Raw genomic sequence first — 16,342 nt, 5'->3', positions numbered from 1 at the left:
AGTTACCAGCCCTTCGCCAGGCTCGTCTGCAACCGGGCGGCGCGGGCGGCCCGGAGCTGGAAGATCGCCTTCACCAGGGCCGGCGCGGCGATGAAGATGACGATCAGCGCCTGGAGCACGGTGACCAGCTCCAGCGAGATCCCCGAGTACGACTGCATCCGGTTGCCGCCGGCCTGGAGCGCGCCGAAGAGCAGCGCGGCCAGCGCCACGCCCCACGGCTTCACCCGGCCGAGCAGCGCCACCAGGATGCCGTCGAAGCCGATCTGCGCGACCACCAGCGGGGTCAGCGCGCTGGCGGTGGTGCCGAGCACCATGTTCGAGCCGCCGAGGCCGGCCAGGATCCCGGCGAAGACCATGATCAGGACGTACGTCCGGGTGACGCTGATGCCGGCGGTCCGGGCGGCGTCCGGGTTGGCGCCCACCGCGCGCAGCTCGAAGCCGAGCGTGGAGCGGTTCAGCAGCCACCAGACGGCCCAGGTGGCCAGCACCGCCAGGATGATGCCGGCGTGCACCCGCAGCCCGTCGCCGAGCAGCCGGGGCAGCTGGGCCGACGGGTCGACCGGCTTGCTGATCGCGTCCGTACGGTTCGGGTCCTGGATGCCGTTCTGCACGATGATCCAGGTCAGGAAGTACGTGGCGATGTAGTTGAGCATGATCGTGTTGATCACCTCGTGGGCGCCGGCGCGCGCCTTGAGGATGCCCGGGATGAAGCCCCAGATCGCACCGCCGAGCGCGCCGGCGAGCACCGCGACGAGCAGGTGCAGGCCGGGCGGCAGCGGCAGCAGGAAGCCGGCCAGCGCGGCCAGGATCACGCCCATCGTGGCCTGGCCCTGGGCGCCGATGTTGAACAGGCCGCCCCGGAACGCCAGCGCCACCGACAGGCCGGTGAAGACCAGCGGCGCGGTGTAGGTGAGCGTCTCGGAGATCGGGCTCATCACGGCCTGGAAGCCGACCGCCTCGGGGTCGAAGACGGCGCCCTTGAACAGGTTGCCGTACGCCTCGCTGACCAGCGCCCAGCTCGCGTTGAGCGCGTCGGACGGCCGGGCGGTGATGTAGCTGTAGGTGGCCAGCACCTCGGGGTCGGAGACGATCATCAACACGGCGCCGACGAGCATCGCCAGGACCAGCGACAGCAGGGTCACCGTGAAGGTGTTGGCGGCCCAGAGGTTGTCCAGGAACAGCCGCCCCAGCGAGGGCTTCGCCTCCGGGGCCGGCTGCTTCGGGGAGGTGGCCGCCTCGGCGCGCTCGGTGTTGCCGAGCGCGGTCTGCGCGGCCTGCGCCTCGGTCGCCGGCTCCTTGTCCGGGGAGCCCGACGGGGGGTTCGGGTTGCTCATGCCGGCACTCCGCTTCGCTCCGTGCCGCCATGAGGCATCACCGCACAGAGCCTGATGATTCGCTCGCTTCGCTCGCTCATGCCTCGTCCTCGCTACCAGGGCCCTCGGCAGCCGCGGCCGTGTCGGGGGTGATGCCGGCCATCAGCAGGCCGATCTCCTCGCGCGGGGTGTCCGGGCCGACGATGCCGATGATCCGGCCGCGGTACATCACGGCGATCCGGTCGGCCAGGCCGATCACCTCGTCGAGTTCGCTGGAGACCACCATGACGGCGGTGCCGACGTCCCGCTCGCGGATGACCCGGCTGTGGATGAACTCGATGGACCCGACGTCGACGCCCCGGGTCGGCTGGGCGGCGATGAAGAGCTTCAGCGGCCGGGACAGCTCCCGGGCCACGATCACCTTCTGCTGGTTGCCGCCGGAGAGAGTGCCGACCGGCGCGTCGGCCGAGGAGGTGCGGACGTCGAACTGCGCGATCCGCTCCTTCGCCGACTTCACGATGGCGTCCGGCTTGAGCGCCAGACCCTTGCCGAAGGGCGGCCGGTCGTAGATGTCGAGCACCAGGTTCTCCGCGACGGAGAACTCCTTGACCACGCCGTCGACGCTGCGGTCCTCCGGCACGTAGCCGACGCCGGCGCGGAGCACCTTCTTGGTCGACCAGCCGTTGACCTGCTGCCCGTCGAGCGTGATCGTGCCGGCGAGCGTCGGGCGCAGCCCCATGATCGCCTCGATCAGCTCGGTCTGGCCGTTGCCCTGCACGCCCGCCACGCCGAGCACCTCGCCCGCGCGTACGGTCAGGTCGATCCCGTCGACCGCCCGGATCTGCCGGTCGTCGTCGACGACCAGGCCGGCGACCTCCAGGATCGGCTTGCCGGGGGTGGCCGGCTCCTTCTCCACGGTGAGCCGGACGCTGCGGCCGACCATGAGGGCGGCCAGCTCGTCCCGGCTGGCCTCGGGCGAGGCGGTGCCGACGGTCTTCCCGCGCCGGATGACGGTGATCCGGTCGGCGATCGCCTTGACCTCGCCCAGCTTGTGCGTGATGAAGACGATCGACTTGCCGGCGGCCTTGAGCGACCGCATGACGGTGAGCAGTTCCTCGGTCTCCTGCGGGGTGAGCACCGCCGTCGGCTCGTCGAGGATGAGCAGGTCGACGTCGCGGGTGAGCGCCTTGACGATCTCCACCCGCTGCTGGATGCCGACCGGCAGGTCCTCGATCACCGCGTCCGGGTCGACCCGCAGGTTGTAGCGCTCCGAGACCTCGGCGACCTCGCGCCGGGCCCGCCGCCGGTCCAGGAAGCCGGCGATGCCGCCCCGGACCTGCTCGGCGCCGAGCATGATGTTCTCGGCGACGGTGAAGACCGGCACCAGCATGAAGTGCTGGTGCACCATGCCGATCCCCGCCGCGATCGCGTCGGAGGGCCCCCGCAGCTTCAACGGCTCGCCGTCGACCAGGATCTCGCCCTCGTCGGGCTGGTAGAGCCCGTAGAGCACGTTCATCAGGGTCGACTTGCCCGCGCCGTTCTCGCCGAGCAGGGCGTGGATCTCTCCAGGCTCCACCGTCAGGTCGATGTGGTCGTTGGCGACCAGATCACCGAACCGCTTGGTGATGCCGCGCAGTTCGAGTCTCAGCGCAACCTCCTGGAGTGCGAAGCGATGGTGCAGCGTAGCTGCCGGGGGACCGCTCGCGGCGCGGGGCCGCCGTCGGGGGTGGAGCGGATCGGCCGCCCCGGCGCCGTGGGGGTTCCCCGCGACGCCGGGACGGCCGGAACGTCGTGCTGTACCGCTCGCCGGCCCTACCCGGGTGATCGTCTCACCGGGGTGGGCCGGCGGTGCCTCACTTCGGCTGGGCTGCGGAGGTGACGGTGACGGTGCCGGCGGCGATGTCCGCCTTCAGCTTGTCGATCTCCGCCTTCAGCTCGGCCGGGACCTTGCTGTCGAACTCGTGGTACGGGGCGAGCCCGACGCCGTTGTTGGCGAGGTTGCCCAGGTAGCCCGGGTCGTGCGAGAGCTTCTCGCCGTTGGCGGCCTTGACGACGGCCTCCTTGACGGCCTCCGGGATGTTCTTCTCGACGGTGGTGATGATGGCCGAGCAGTCCGGGGTGCTCTCGCAGCCGTCGACGTCCACCCAGATGGTGTTGTACTTGCCGCCCGACGCCTTGGCCGCGCCGGTGGTGCCGAGGCCAGAGCCGCCGGCGACCGGCATGATGATGTCGGCCTGCTGGGCGACCAGCGCGTCGCTGACCTTCTTGCCCTCGTCCTGCTTGACGAAGTCGTTGGTGAAGGAGCCGTTCTGGGTGGCCTTGTCCCAGCCGATGACCTTGACGGTCTTGCTCTTCGTCTTGTTGTAGTGGGCGACGCCGTCGACGTACCCGTCCATGAAGATGGTGACCGGCGGGATCTTCATGCCGCCGTAGGTGCCCACCGTGCCGGTCTTGGTCATGCCGGCGGCCAGGTAACCGGCGAGGAAGCCGGCCTGGGCGGTGTCGAACTGCATCGGGTAGACGTTGCTCTCCGGCAGCTTCGCGTCGACGATGCCGAACTGCTGGTTCGGGTTCGCCTTGGCGATCTTGGAGGTGGCGTCACCCATCAGGCCGCCGACGGCCAGGATGAAGTCGCACTTCTGGTTGACGTACTGGGTCAGGTTGACCTCGTAGTCGGCCTCGGCCTTCGACGCGACATACTTGATGTCGATGTTGTCGTTGGCCTTCTTGGCCGCCTCGAGGCCCTGCCACGCCGAGGTGTTGAACGACTTGTCGTCGATGCCGCCGACGTCGGTCACCATGCAGGCGCTGTACTTCTTGTCGCCGCTGCCGGCGTTGTTGCTGTCCTCGGGAGCCTCACCGCACGCGGCGGCGCTCAGCACGAGCCCACCCACCGCGAAGACCGAGGCAATCCGCATCCCACGCACCGAGCGCAAGACGTCTCCTTCCCATTGCACACCGCGTCCTGCACGGTGGCAGCCCTATGAGCCGGCTGCGCTGCGCCGCCGGCGTCCCACGTTACGGACGGGAGCGTACGCCCGCGCCCACCCACCGGCCGACAATCGTGCACGAACGTTGAGCGCCTGTTACCCCTACGTAACCCTTAGGTGGGGCAGATCACTCTGAGTGCTGGTAGGTGAGCACCGGGGCGTCGCGGAAACGTCCGTTTTTCCGGGGCGGCCCCTGGCGGAGACGTTACCGCCAGAAGACCGCCACTGCCGCGTTGACCAGGGTCAACCCGACGATCGCAAGGAAATGGCCGCGGTTGACCACGTCGCGCTTCCGGGAAAAGAAGACCATGACGAAGATCAGCAGGGCGAGCACCAACTTGGTAACAAGTTTGGCCGGGTCCGGCTCGTTGCCGTCGCGCAGCGGCGCGGAGAGGCCGATGCCGGTCAGCAGCATGATCACGGACCCCCAGAGCATGGCCGGGTTGATCCGCAGCTTTCCGCTGATGTACTGGACGATCGCGCCGCCGAGCAGCAGGGCGAAACCGATCAGATGGACGTAGCGCAGTATCAGTCTGAGAGCTTCCACGCGCACATCCTCCCCCACCAACGACGGACCGTAGTAGCGGGGCGGTTCAGGGCGTGTCAGCCACCGCCCGGGGGCCGACCGGGCGCGGCGACCCGGCGGCGACCGGGCGCGGCGATCCGGCGGCGACCGGGCGCGGCGATCCGGCCGCGGTGGCGCCGGAGGGCCGGCGGCCCACCAGGACCAGCACCAGCCCGACCAGCGCGTACCCGGCGAGGACGGCGAGCGACCGGGCGGACCCGGCGCCGTCGAAGAAGGCCACCGAGCGCAGCAGGGTGCCGCCGGCGCCCACCGGCAGGAACTGACCGACCGCGCCCCACGGCTGCGGCAGCAGCTCGGGCGCCCCGCTGACCGCCGAGAGCGGGTTGCCGACCAGGAAGACCAGCAGTGCGCCCAGGCCGAGGCCCGGCCGGCCGAGCAGCGCCCCGAGACCCGCCACCGTGGCCGCGGCGGCCAGCGCGAAGAGCCCGACCGCCGCCGCCTCGGCGAGCGGGTCGCCGTCGAGCACGCCGAGCCAGCCGTGCAGCACGGCCACGCCGGCGCCCCCGGCGAGGACGCCGAAGACCACCAGGCCGAGCAGTCGGGCACCCCGGCCGGCGACCAGGAGGGTCAGCAGCGCTCCGGCCAGCATGCTCGCCATCGCGAACGGCAGGAAACCGGCGGCGAACCCGGCGCCCCGGGGGTCGTCCGGGGCGGCGGGGACCACCTCGACCACCGACACCGGGCGGCCGGCGGCGAGTTGGGCGGCCGCCTCGGTGAGCAGCGCGGCGACCGTCGGGCTCGCGGCCGGCGCGGTGTGCAGGGCGACGCCCTCGGGGCCGGCGACGAACGCCGCGTACACCTGTCGGTCGCGCAGGGCCCGGTCGGCTGCCGCGGCGTCCGGGAGGGTGGTCACGTCGAAGGCTCCCGGCCGCGCGGCGGCGAGCCGGGCGGCGAGGTCGCCGGTGACGGGCGCCGGGCCCGCGACCGCCACGGGCAGGTCGCGCGGCGCCAGGTTGACGGCCGGAGCCGCGAAGAGGGGTACGAGCAGCGCCAGCAGGACCGCCGCCAGGGCGGCGACACCGAGGGCGGCCGGCAGGGGCGGCGGGGTGCGGGTCGACATGGGAGCCTCCTAAAACGAACGCTCATTCTTTTAGGATTCCAGGCTGCCGCCGTGGTGCGCGACTGTCAAGAACGAACGTTCGATTTACGATGTGTCCCGTGCCCCGCGTCTCCCCGGAACACCTCGCCGCCCGTCGCCGCCAGATCGTCGACGCGGCCCGCCGGTGCTTCCTGCGGGAGGGCTTCCACCGCACGACGATGCAGGACGTGATCGCCGAGGCCGGTCTCTCCGTGGGCGCCGTCTACCGCTACTTCCCGAGCAAGGCGGATCTGATCAACGCGATCGCCGAGGAGGCGGTCGGCGGCGCCGGAGTCGTCCTCGACGACCTGCTCCGGCGGGAGCCACCACTCCCCCTGGTCGAGGCGCTCGACCGCGCGCTGGCGTACGTGGAGACGCAGACCGGCGACGACGGCGCCCTACGGATCGCGATCCAGGTCTGGGGCGAGGCGCAGCGGGACCCGGTGCTGGCCGAGTTCGTGGCCGGCAAGTACGACGGCATCCGCCGCCACTTCGAGGCGCTCGTCCGGCGCGCCCAGGGCACCGGCGAGGTGGCCGCCGACGCCGACCCGGAGGCGGTCGCCGCCGGCCTCTTCGCCCTGGTCATCGGCTGGTTCCTCCAGCGGCTCCTCACCGGCCGCCCGGACCGCGCCACCTACCTCGCCGGCGTCCGCGCCCTCCTCGCCCCCTGACCGACCCCTACCCACCCCGCCCCGGCGCGGCGGCGCGCACGGGGCAGGGCGGGGCGCGGGCGGCCCCGCGTCAGGAGAGGCGCCAGGCCTGGAAGGTGGGGCCGTCGGCGGGCAGGGTGACCGTGCCGTCCGGGTCGGGGCGGAGCGCGGGGGCACCCCCGTAGACGTTCTCCGCCGCCCGCAGCCCGGCCAGGCGGACCGGAGCGCCGGCGGCCCGGCGGGCCAGCACCAGCACGCTGCCGGCCGCCGCCTCCCGCAGGAAGACCAGGGTGTCCGCGTCGTGGTGCAGCCAGCGCAGGCCGCCGTGGCGCAGCGCGGGCTCGGCGCGGCGCAGCGCGACCAGCGCCCGGTAGCCGGCGAACGTCGATTCGTCCCAGGTCTCGGGCCGGTGCCACGGCATCGGGGTCCGGGAGCCCTCCCCGTTGGTGCCGGTCAGGCCCAGCTCGTCGCCGGCGAAGATCACCGGGGTGCCCGGCATGGTGGCGAGCAGACCGGCGGCGACCTCCTGCCGCGCGGCGTCGCCGACCACGGTGCGGATCCGGGCCGAGTCGTGCGAGCCGAGCAGCTGCCACGAGTGCGTGTACGACCGCCACGAGACCAGCGACCGGTAGGCGTTCATGGTGGCCAGCACGGCGCCGGCGTCCCGCCGCAGCACGCCGCCGGGGGTGCCGAGGAAGTTCGGCAGCGGGTCGTCGCCGTGCCGCAGCCAGGACCAGACGGGGTCGGTGAAGCCGACGTAGTTCATCGTCCCGTGCCAGCCGTCGCGGTCCAGGTCGCCGGTGTGGTCGTGGCCGTGCTCGGCCAGCAGCAGGCCGTCGGCGCGGGTCTCGGCGACCACCCGGCGCAGCAGCGCCGCCACCTCGTGGGTGTACGCGTCGGCGCCCCGCCGCCCCGTCATGTTCGCCACGTCCACCCGCCAGCCGTCCAGCCCGTACGGTGGGCGCAGCCAGCGGCGCAGCAGCGAGCCCTCGGCGGTGGCGAAGCGCCGGCGCAGCTCGGCGCTGCCCCAGTTCAGCTTCGGCAGCGACTTGACCCCGTTCCAGGACTCGTAGTCGCCGGTCACCTCGTCGAAGTAGTACAGCTCCCGCTCCGGCGCGGACACGTCCGAGGCGGCCCGGGTGAACCACTCGTGCGCGTCGCCGGTGTGGTTGCTGGTGATGTCGCCGAGCAGCCGCCAGCCGCGGGCGCGTACGGCGTCGGCGAGCCGGGCCAGCGCGGCGTTCCCGCCGAGCAGCGGATCGACGGTGTCGAAGCTGGACGCGTCGTAGCGGTGGTTGGAGCGGGCCGGGAAGATCGGCGTCAGGTAGACGGTGTTCACGCCGAGCCGGTCCAGGTGGTCCAGCCGCCCGGTGACGCCGTCCAGGTCGCCGCCGTAGAACTGGTAGGGGGTCTCCGGGCCGCGCCCGATCACCGGGGTGTCCCAGTCGCACGGGATCGCCCAGTCCGGCAGGTCGCGCCCGTCGGCGGCGGCGGAGCGGGCGAACCGGTCCGGGAAGATCTGGTAGATCACCGCGTCCCGGGCCCAGGCCGGCGGCGGAGCGTACGTGACCAGCTTGAAGTCGCCGTTGTCCGGCACGTCGTGGTGCGCCACGCCGGCGGCGTTCAGCCAGCGGTAGCCACGGCGGCCGGTGAGCATGAACCGGTAGTTGCTGACCGGGTTGCGGGCCTCGACCGGCACCCGCCACCAGACGTCGTCGCCGTCGGTGCGGTCGACGACCGCCTCGGTGAACCGGGGCTCACCGTCGCCGGTGGTGCGCACGTGCACCTGGCGGACGTCGGCGCCGGCCGGCACCCGGACGAAGACGTCGACGGTGTCGCCGAGCGAGGGCTCCTGCTCGGGGACGTACAGGGCGGATCCGTCGTGGTGCGGCAACAGGGACATGGCGGTGCCTTTCGCGTCGATCGGACGGGGAGAGAAAGGGGGCACCCGCCGCGGCCGGTTTCCCGACCGCGGCGGTCGACCCGCGACTGCTCCGGTGTACGTCGGACGCCGACGCCCTTGCCGCAGCGAACGGGAGATCGGGTGGGGGGATCAGGCGGCCGACGGGGTCGGCACGCTGACCTTGCCCTCCGCGGGAGGGCGGCCACCCATCCGATTCATCCCTTGACAGCTCCGGCGGTGAGGCCGGAGACGATGTAGCGCTGGACCAGTTGGAAGACCAGCACCGTGGGAATGGCGGTGAGCAGGGTGCCCGCCGCGAAGATGCCGAAGTTGTTGTTCCGCTCCCCGGCCACCAGACCGAACATGCCGACCGCGAGGGTCTTGGACTCGCTGTTGGTCAGGAAGACGTTCGCCATCAGGAACTCGTTGATGGTGCCGATGAAGGCGAGCAGGCCGGTCACCGCCAGGATCGGCGCCACCAGCGGCAGCATGATCCGGAAGAAGACCTGGGCGTGCGTGGCGCCGTCCATCGTGGCCGACTCGTCCAGCTCCCGGGGGAGCGTGTCGAAGAAGCCCTTCATCAGCCAGGTGTTCACGCCGAGCGCGCCGCCCAGGTAGAGCAGCAGCAGACCCCACGGCGTGTTGAAGCCGATCGCCGGCCAGAGGTCGGTGATCGTGGTGAAGATCAGGAAGATCGCCACGATCGCCAGGAACTGCGGGAACATCTGGATCAGCAGGAGCGACAGCAGCCCGACGCGCCGCCCGGAGAACCGCATCCGCGAGAAGGCGTACGCCGCCAGCGCCGACAGGAAGACCGACGCGAACGAGGCCACCCCGGCGATCAGCAGCGAGTTGACGAACCACCACCCGAACGCGGTGCGGTCGAACAGGTCCACGAAGTTGTCGAAGGACGCGCCGGTCGGCACCAGCTCGGTCGAGGAGAGCGTGCCGAGCGGGTTGAGCGCGGCCGAGAGCACGAAAAGGATCGGGAAGAGGCTGAACACGACCGCCAGCACGCCGACGAGGTGGCGCCAGCCGACCTGGGCGAACCACCGGTTGCGGCCCGCGTTGCGGTTGGCGGCCGGGGCGGCGCCGGTGCCGCCGCCCGCGACCGAATTGCCGTGCAGCGAGGTCACGAGTACACCTCCTCCTGCTTGCGGGTGCGCCGGAAGCTCACCGCCGAGACCACCGCGACGATGGTGAAGATGAAGATCGACACCGCGGCCGCCAGGCCGAACTGGGCTCCCTGGGCGCCGAAGGCCAGCCGGTAGGTGTACGTGATGAGCAGGTCGGTCGCCCCCGCGGTCGGGTTGTCCGCCGGGAAGGGGCCACCCTCGGTGGTCAGGTAGATCGCGTTGAAGTTGTTGAAGTTGTACGCGAACGACGCGATCAGCAGCGGGGAGAGCGCGACCAGCAGCAGCGGCAGGGTGACCGACCGGAACGACTGCCAGGGCGACGCGCCGTCGACCGACGTCGCCTCGGTCAACTCCTTCGGGATGGCCTGCAACGCGCCTGTGGCGACCAGGAACATGTACGGGTAGCCCAGCCAGAGCTGCACCAGGATCACCGCGATCCGGGCCGACCACTCCTGGCCGAACCAGTCCACCCCGATCCCGAACAGGTTGTTGATCAGGCCGAAGTCCGTGTTGAACATGTCCCGCCAGACCAGCAGCATCGCGAAGGACGGCATGGCGTACGGCAGGATCAGCAGGACCCGGTAGAGGTTGGTGCCCCGCATCCGGGGCGAGTGCAGCGCCAGGGCGATGAACATGCCCAGCAGGAACGTGCCGCCGGTCGAGCCGATCGCGAAGGCGAAGTTCCACAGCAGGGTGCCGAAGAACGGCCCGGAGATGGCCGGGTCGGTGAGCACCCGGGAGAAGTTCTTGAGCCCGACGGTGACCTTCCAGCCCTGGGCCAGCCGCTCGCCGTCGGCGGCGACGAAGGCGCCGGTCTCCTCGTCCGCTGTCCAGGTCCGGCCGGTCTCGGTGTCCCTGATGCAGTCGCAGCCGGCGTCGTACGCCCGGACCGCCTTGCCCTCGTAGGCGCGGGACAGGCCGGCGGAGCGCAGCGCGCCCCCGGAGGTCGGCACCACCAGGTCGGTGATCTCCTGGCTGCGCGCGCTGGCCTGACCGAAGTTGAGCACGGTGTAGCCCTCGGCGGCGGTGACTCTGCCGCCGGGCGCGACGGTGACCTGGCCGGCGTCGAGCTGGCGCAGCCCCCCGCCGTCGCCGGCCGAGACCACGCCGGTGGCCGGGTCGGAGACCAGGAAGACGAGCGGCCCGGTCGCCGGGTCGCCCTTGGTGGCGATCGACAGGGCGTACTCGGCGGAGCCGGGCACCTGCTTGACCGAGGCGGTCTGGATGGCGACGACGGCCTCGTCCTTGGTGCCGCGGTGACCGTCGCCGAAGTTCGTGAAGGCGGTGCTCGCCGTGTAGAGCACCGGGACCACCTGGAACGCGATCAGGAAGAGCGTGCCGGGGACCAGGTACTTCGCCGGGATGTGCCGCCGGGTCAGGTAGAGGTAGAACAGCCCGGCGGTGGTGGCGGCCAGAACTGCCAGCCCGATCCACTTCTCCGCCTCGACGAGCGGGAAGGCCGCCCAGATCGCGATCCCGGCGGTCAGGCCGAGCAGGATCACCTTGACGAGCAGACCGGTCGCGGTGATCGGCGCGTGGTGCCGCGCGGTGCGGGACGGGCGCGGGAGCCCGGAGCCGACGGGCTCCCGGCCCGGGTCCTGTGTGGCAGGTCCCGGGCCGGACAGCGACGTGCTCATTACTTGATCTGGCCGGAGATGGTCTTGCCGGCCGCGGTGATCGTCTTGGTCGGGTCGGCGCCGCCGATGATGGCGGCCTCGGCCTTACCGAACGGGTCCCAGATGGTGGCCATGGCGGGGATCGCCGGGAGCACCTGACCGTTCTTGCCGGCCTCCTGGAACTTGGCCAGGTCCGGGTCGGTGCCCTTGACCTGGTCCAGCGCGGCGGTCAGCGCCGGCGGGCGGGGCTCGGCGTTGTAGAGCACCACGGCCAGCTCGGGGGTGGTGACGTGGTTGGCCACGAACTCCTGGGCCAGGGCCTTGTTCTTGCCCTTCGACGCCACGTAGAACGCCTGGACGCCCACGAACGGCTGGGCCTCCTTGCCACCGGCGAAGCCGGGGACCGGGGAGATGTCGTACTTGATGTTGGCCTTCTTGGCGTCCGCGACGGCCCACGGGCCGGAGACCAGGAACGCGCACTTCTTGCCGGTGAAGGTGGCGATCGAGTTCTCGGGGGTGATCGACCGCTTCAGCGCGCCCTCGCCCTTCTCACCGAGCGCGGCGATCTTCTTGAACGCCTCGATCGACTCCGGCTTGCCGACGCCCAGGTCCTTCGGGTCGTAGTCGCCGTTGGCGGCGGTGCCGAAGAGGTACCCGCCACCGGAGGTGTAGAGCGGGTAGATGTGGTACGCGTCGCCGTTCTGGCCGGACTGGAGGCAGAGGATCTCGCTGGCCTTCTTCTCGGCCTTGAGCTTCTTGCCGGCGGCGACCAGGTCCTCGATCGTCTTCGGCGCCTCGGGGGCCAGCTCGGTGTTGCGGATCAGCGCCAGGTTCTCCATGGCGTAGGGCACGCCGTAGAGCTGGCCGTTGAAGGTCACGGCCTTGACGGCGGTCTCGTTGAAGCCGCTCTTCTGCTCGGCGGCGAGCTGCACCGGGTCGATGGCGCCGTTCTGGACGAGGTTGCCGATCCAGTCGTGCGCGCCGACCACGACGTCCGGGCCGCTGCCCTGCTGCGAGGCGGTGACGAAGTTGGTCTGGAGGTCCTTGGAGACGGCCTGGACCTCGACCGTGACGCCGTTCTCCTGGCCGAACTTCTCGGCGAACGGCTTGAGGGCGGCGGTGCGCTTGTCGTCGGCCCAGATCACCAGCTTGCCGCCGGTGGCGGCCTTGGTGGATTCCTTCGCGGCCGGCTCGTCGCTGCTGTCGCTGCCGCAGCCGGAGGCGGCGAGCGCCAGGCCGAGGACGGCGACCACACCCGCGGTACGGATGCGCATCGGTACTCCTGTCGTCATGGCGGCCCGCCGGGGGAAGGGCGACCCACCAGTGGAAACCTCTGTAAATTCTTGCCAAACCGGCGCCCGATGTGCTGCGCCGCTGCTCTCGCGTGTTGCGGGGACGTTAGCAAGGGGTTTCAGAGAATGGAAGGGCTTGCAGGAGTGTACGCAAGATCTTGCTCGTGAGCTAAAGTGCGGGCCATGCGCGCTCGACTGTCCGACATCGCCCAGCAGGCCGAAGTCAGCGAGGCCACGGTGTCGCGGGTGCTCAACGACCGCCCAGGCGTGGCCCCCGAGACCCGGCAGGCCGTCCTGACCGCCCTCGACGTGCTCGGCTACGAGCGCCCCGCCCGGCTGCGCAAGCGCAGCGCCGGCCTGGTGGGCCTGGTGGTGCCCGAACTGGACAATCCGATCTTCCCCGCGTTCGCCCAGGTGATCGAGTCGACGCTGGCGCAGAGCGGGTTCACCCCGGTGCTGTGCACCCAGACGCCGGGCGGAGTCACCGAGGACGAGTACGTCGAGATGCTGCTGGACCGGCAGGTCTCCGGGATCGTCTTCGTCTCCGGCCTGCACGCCGACACCGCCGCCAACCACGACAGGTACCGCGCCCTGATCGCCCGTCCGCTGCCCATCGTCATGATCAACGGGTACGCGCCGGGCATCCCCGCCCCCTTCGTCTCCTGCGACGACGGCGAGGCCACCGAACTGGCCGTGGCCCACCTGGTGGCGCTCGGGCACCGCCGCATCGGCCTGATCACCGGCCCGGACCGGTTCGTGCCGGTGCAGCGGCGGGTGGCCGGCTTCCGGGCCGCGATGGGCCGGCTGGCCGGCGCGGCCGAGGCGGACCTCGGCGAACTGGCCGAGCTCTCCCTGTTCGGTGTGGAGGGTGGCGAGGCGGCCGCCGCGCGACTGCTGGACCGGGGCGTCACCGGCATCGTCTGCGGCTCGGACCTGATGGCGCTCGGCGCGATCCGGGCCGCCCGGCAGCGCGGCCTGTCCGTGCCGACCGACCTCTCGGTGGTCGGCTACGACGACTCCCCGCTGATGGCCTTCACGGACCCGCCGCTGACCACCATGCGCCAGCCGGTGGCCGCGATGGCGGTCGCCGCCGTCCGGGCCCTGGTCGACGAGATCAACGGGCACGCCGCCCCGCACTCGGAGTACGTGTTCCGGCCCGAGCTGGTGGTGCGCGGCTCCACCGCGGTCGCCCCGGCCGACGGCACCCGCCCGGCCAGCGGCGGCGCCCCGGGCCGCCAGCGCCCCGCGCCGCCCGCGCTCGCCGTCCCCGCCTGACCGCCCGCCTCGGCTGCCGCCCGCCCGGGACCCGGGCGGACCGGCCGTGGGCGCCCGCCCGGCGTGACCGGGGCCATCCCTTGCGCAAGAAATGCTTGACTCTTGCAGCACCGGGCGGCATCCTGCTCAGACCGCGCCTTCCACCCGCACCGCACCGGGTGTGCTGTCCCGCGCGTCACAGAACGGGGAACCGCCTCCGATGACCGTCAGCAACCCCACGCCGCTGACCTCCGACGACGACTGGTGGCGTTCCGCGGTCGTCTACCAGGTCTACGTCCGCAGCTTCGCCGACTCCAACGGTGACGGGATCGGCGACCTGCAGGGCATCCGCGAGCGCCTGCCGTACCTGCGCGACCTCGGCGTGGACGCGCTCTGGCTGACCCCCTTCTACACCTCCCCGATGGTCGACGGCGGCTACGACGTCGCCGACTACCGCGACGTCGACCCGATGTTCGGCACCCTCGCCGACTTCGACGCGATGATCACCGACGCGCACGCGCTCGGCCTGCGGATCATCGTCGACCTGGTGCCCAATCACACCTCCGACCGGCACCCGTGGTTCCAGGCCGCCCTGGCCGCCGGCCCGGGCTCCGCCGAGCGCGAGCGCTACCTCTTCGCCGACGGCAGGGGCGCGGACGGCGAGCTGCCCCCGAACGACTGGGAGAGCATCTTCGGCGGCCCCGCCTGGACGCGGGTGGCCGACGGCCAGTGGTACCTGCACCTGTTCGACCCGGCGCAGCCGGACCTGAACTGGCGCCACCCGGAGGTCCGCGCCGAGTTCGAGGACATCCTGCGCTTCTGGCTGGACCGGGGCGTGGACGGCTTCCGGATCGACGTGGCGCACGGCATGATCAAGGCCGAGGGCCTGCCCGACGTCGGCTTCAGCACGATGACCACGGGGCAGCGCCAGGTGGAGCTGCTCGGCAAGGGCCGGCTCCCCTACTTCGACCAGGACGAGGTGCACGAGATCTACCGCGCCTGGCGGCCGATCCTGGACAGCTACCCCGGCGGCCGGATGGCCGTCGCCGAGGCGTGGGCAGAGACCCCGCAGCGGCTGGCCCGCTACATCGGCCCCGACGAGCTGCACCAGGCGTTCAGCTTCGACTTCCTCGACGCGACGTGGTCGGCCGAATCGTTCCGCAAGGTGATCGACACCGCGCTCGCCGAGTCGGCCATCGTCGGCGCGCCGACGACCTGGGTGCTCTCGAACCACGACAAGCAGCGGCACGTCACCCGCTACGGCGACGGCGCCGAGGGGCTGCGCCGGGCGCGGGCCGCCACCCTGCTGATGCTCGCCCTGCCCGGCTGTGCCTACGTCTACCAGGGCGAGGAGCTGGGGCTGCCGGAGGTGCTCGACCTGCCGGACGAACTGCGCCAGGACCCGGCGTTCCTGCGCACCGGCGAGAGCCGGGACGGCTGCCGGGTGCCGATCCCGTGGAGCGGCGAGCTCGCCCCGTACGGCTTCGGGCCGGAGGGCAGCGAGCTGAGCTGGCTGCCGGCCCCGGCGACCTGGCGTGCCCTCTCGGTCGCCGCCCAGTCCGGCGTGCCCGGCTCGACGCTGGAGCTCTACCGCACCGCCCTGCGGATCCGCCACGCGCACCCGGCGCTGGCCGCCGACGCGGGCGGGGTCACCTGGCTGGAGACCGGGCCGGGTGTGCTCGCCTTCAGCCGCGCCGCCGGCGACACCGTGCTGACCTGCGTGGTCAACATCAGCGGTGCCCCGGCCCTGATCGACGGGTACGGCGAGCCGATCGCCGCCAGCGAGGCGCTCACCGGCCAGGGCACGGGTCACCTGCTCCCGGTCGACGCGGCTGCCTGGTTCGAACGGCGCTGAGCGGGTAACCCGTCATCGACCTGGTCGTCCGTTGTGCCCCGCGCCGACGGGCGGCTGGGCCACCGACCCCTTGTGGTGGGGGGTGAGGTGGCGCCGGCGCCTCGTGGAGTCCGCTCCCCGGGGCGCCGGCGTCCATCCCGGACAGGTGTCGCCCCGGCCGCCCGGGTCTCCGCCGGTCGGCTCAGGCGGCGCCGCCGGTGAGCTTCGCGGCGATGCGGCTGAAGCCGGCCCGCAGCTCGGCCTCGCTGGGCGGGGCGAGCGGCTCGGTGCGGTGCTCCTCCGCAGCCGCCGCCTCGAGTTCCTCGTCGATGGTGTCCTCGAATTCGCCGTAGAGGTCGGCCTCCTCGATCCGCGCCGACTCGTCCTCGGCGGCGACCTGCGCGGCGGCGATCTCGCCCCGGATCTCCTCCGCCGACACCGCCGGCAGCAGCGGCTCGACCACCGCCATCAGCTGCTCCTCGGCGACCACCGCCTCGGCCAGCGCGAGGGCGTGCGGTCGCTCGTAGGGGCCGCAGACCACCGGCTCCCACTCGTCGGCGTCGCCGAGCGGGCCGAAGGTGATGATCCACGGCAGGCCGAGCATCGGGGAGTCTTCCGGCAGGTCCAGTGTCACGAGTGCGCCCACGCGCCCATCATCGTCCGTCCCACCGGAAACGCGGGTGGCATTCG

Annotated in this window: 13 protein-coding genes; 3 read left to right on the top strand and 10 right to left on the bottom strand. The window is 71.9% G+C overall.

What is annotated here, in order from left to right; genetic code table 11:
* Positions 1-2 precede the first annotated feature (2 nt).
* The 5 genes from ABZ793_RS15690 to ABZ793_RS15670 form a co-directional block, all read right to left on the bottom strand.
* Positions 3-1,334 carry an ABC transporter permease gene (locus ABZ793_RS15690; RefSeq protein ID WP_357457313.1) on the bottom strand — a complete coding sequence of 444 codons (1,332 nt, stop codon included), beginning with the start codon at positions 1,332-1,334 and terminating at the stop codon, positions 3-5.
* Between the two features lie 76 nt (positions 1,335-1,410).
* Entirely contained in the window at positions 1,411-2,901 is a 1,491-nt protein-coding gene (locus ABZ793_RS15685) for an ABC transporter ATP-binding protein (protein WP_357457355.1), read from the bottom strand.
* Between the two features lie 265 nt (positions 2,902-3,166).
* The gene (locus ABZ793_RS15680; protein WP_357457311.1) at positions 3,167-4,231 is read right to left on the bottom strand and encodes a BMP family ABC transporter substrate-binding protein; all 1,065 of its coding nucleotides are present in this window, start codon (positions 4,229-4,231) and stop codon (positions 3,167-3,169) included.
* Between the two features lie 277 nt (positions 4,232-4,508).
* Positions 4,509-4,850 carry a hypothetical protein gene (locus tag ABZ793_RS15675; protein WP_350712072.1) on the bottom strand — a complete coding sequence of 114 codons (342 nt, stop codon included), beginning with the start codon at positions 4,848-4,850 and terminating at the stop codon, positions 4,509-4,511.
* Positions 4,851-4,896: 46 nt separating this feature from the next.
* Positions 4,897-5,949 carry a hypothetical protein gene (locus tag ABZ793_RS15670; protein WP_357457308.1) on the bottom strand — a complete coding sequence of 351 codons (1,053 nt, stop codon included), beginning with the start codon at positions 5,947-5,949 and terminating at the stop codon, positions 4,897-4,899.
* A gap of 89 nt (positions 5,950-6,038) precedes the next feature.
* Between ABZ793_RS15670 and ABZ793_RS15665 the strand changes: the two genes are divergently transcribed.
* Complete coding sequence (locus ABZ793_RS15665) at positions 6,039-6,638, top strand: TetR/AcrR family transcriptional regulator (RefSeq protein ID WP_357457306.1); 600 nt, start codon at positions 6,039-6,041, stop codon at positions 6,636-6,638.
* A 70-nt stretch (positions 6,639-6,708) separates the two neighbouring features.
* Here ABZ793_RS15665 and ABZ793_RS15660 read toward each other — a convergent pair whose 3' ends face one another.
* From ABZ793_RS15660 to ABZ793_RS15645, 4 genes are all read right to left on the bottom strand, one after another.
* On the bottom strand, positions 6,709-8,520 hold the full coding sequence (locus ABZ793_RS15660) for a glycoside hydrolase family 13 protein (RefSeq protein WP_357457304.1): 1,812 nt from the start codon (positions 8,518-8,520) through the stop codon (positions 6,709-6,711).
* Between the two features lie 215 nt (positions 8,521-8,735).
* Positions 8,736-9,647 (bottom strand): sugar ABC transporter permease, encoded by a 912-nt coding sequence (locus ABZ793_RS15655; protein WP_357457353.1) that lies wholly within the window; start codon positions 9,645-9,647, stop codon positions 8,736-8,738.
* Between the two features lie 5 nt (positions 9,648-9,652).
* On the bottom strand, positions 9,653-11,293 hold the full coding sequence (locus ABZ793_RS15650) for an ABC transporter permease subunit (RefSeq protein ID WP_357457302.1): 1,641 nt from the start codon (positions 11,291-11,293) through the stop codon (positions 9,653-9,655).
* On the bottom strand, positions 11,293-12,546 hold the full coding sequence (locus tag ABZ793_RS15645; protein ID WP_357457300.1) for a maltose ABC transporter substrate-binding protein: 1,254 nt from the start codon (positions 12,544-12,546) through the stop codon (positions 11,293-11,295). Before ABZ793_RS15645 ends, ABZ793_RS15650 begins: the two co-directional genes overlap by 1 nt.
* A gap of 201 nt (positions 12,547-12,747) precedes the next feature.
* Here ABZ793_RS15645 and ABZ793_RS15640 point away from each other — a divergent pair, with 201 nt between their 5' ends.
* Together ABZ793_RS15640 and ABZ793_RS15635 are read left to right on the top strand one after the other, a co-directional pair.
* Positions 12,748-13,839 carry a LacI family DNA-binding transcriptional regulator gene (locus ABZ793_RS15640; RefSeq protein WP_357457298.1) on the top strand — a complete coding sequence of 364 codons (1,092 nt, stop codon included), beginning with the start codon at positions 12,748-12,750 and terminating at the stop codon, positions 13,837-13,839.
* 199 nt (positions 13,840-14,038) lie between these two features.
* Positions 14,039-15,673, top strand: a complete 1,635-nt coding sequence (locus ABZ793_RS15635; protein ID WP_357457296.1) for a glycoside hydrolase family 13 protein — start codon at positions 14,039-14,041, stop codon at positions 15,671-15,673.
* A gap of 181 nt (positions 15,674-15,854) precedes the next feature.
* Here ABZ793_RS15635 and ABZ793_RS15630 read toward each other — a convergent pair whose 3' ends face one another.
* On the bottom strand, positions 15,855-16,298 hold the full coding sequence (locus ABZ793_RS15630; RefSeq protein WP_357457294.1) for a hypothetical protein: 444 nt from the start codon (positions 16,296-16,298) through the stop codon (positions 15,855-15,857).
* Positions 16,299-16,342 lie beyond the last annotated feature (44 nt).

It is taken from the genome of Micromonospora sp. NPDC047465, from assembly GCF_040643125.1.
Taxonomy (GTDB): domain Bacteria; phylum Actinomycetota; class Actinomycetes; order Mycobacteriales; family Micromonosporaceae; genus Micromonospora.
This window is presented reverse-complemented; position numbering and strand designations above follow the sequence as displayed.

Bases quoted from the DNA above. Each gene is read 5' to 3' on its own strand.
- ABZ793_RS15680 (WP_357457311.1), bottom strand. From the start codon at position 4,231: ATGCGGATTGCCTCGGTCTTCGCGGTGGGTGGGCTCGTGCTGAGCGCC.
- ABZ793_RS15690 (WP_357457313.1), bottom strand. From the start codon at position 1,334: ATGAGCAACCCGAACCCCCCGTCGGGCTCCCCGGACAAGGAGCCGGCG.
- ABZ793_RS15665 (WP_357457306.1), top strand. From the start codon at position 6,039: ATGTGTCCCGTGCCCCGCGTCTCCCCGGAACACCTCGCCGCCCGTCGC.
- ABZ793_RS15640 (WP_357457298.1), top strand. From the start codon at position 12,748: ATGCGCGCTCGACTGTCCGACATCGCCCAGCAGGCCGAAGTCAGCGAG.
- ABZ793_RS15650 (WP_357457302.1), bottom strand. From the start codon at position 11,293: ATGAGCACGTCGCTGTCCGGCCCGGGACCTGCCACACAGGACCCGGGC.
- ABZ793_RS15635 (WP_357457296.1), top strand. From the start codon at position 14,039: ATGACCGTCAGCAACCCCACGCCGCTGACCTCCGACGACGACTGGTGG.
- ABZ793_RS15660 (WP_357457304.1), bottom strand. From the start codon at position 8,520: ATGTCCCTGTTGCCGCACCACGACGGATCCGCCCTGTACGTCCCCGAG.
- ABZ793_RS15670 (WP_357457308.1), bottom strand. From the start codon at position 5,949: ATGTCGACCCGCACCCCGCCGCCCCTGCCGGCCGCCCTCGGTGTCGCC.
- ABZ793_RS15645 (WP_357457300.1), bottom strand. From the start codon at position 12,546: ATGCGCATCCGTACCGCGGGTGTGGTCGCCGTCCTCGGCCTGGCGCTC.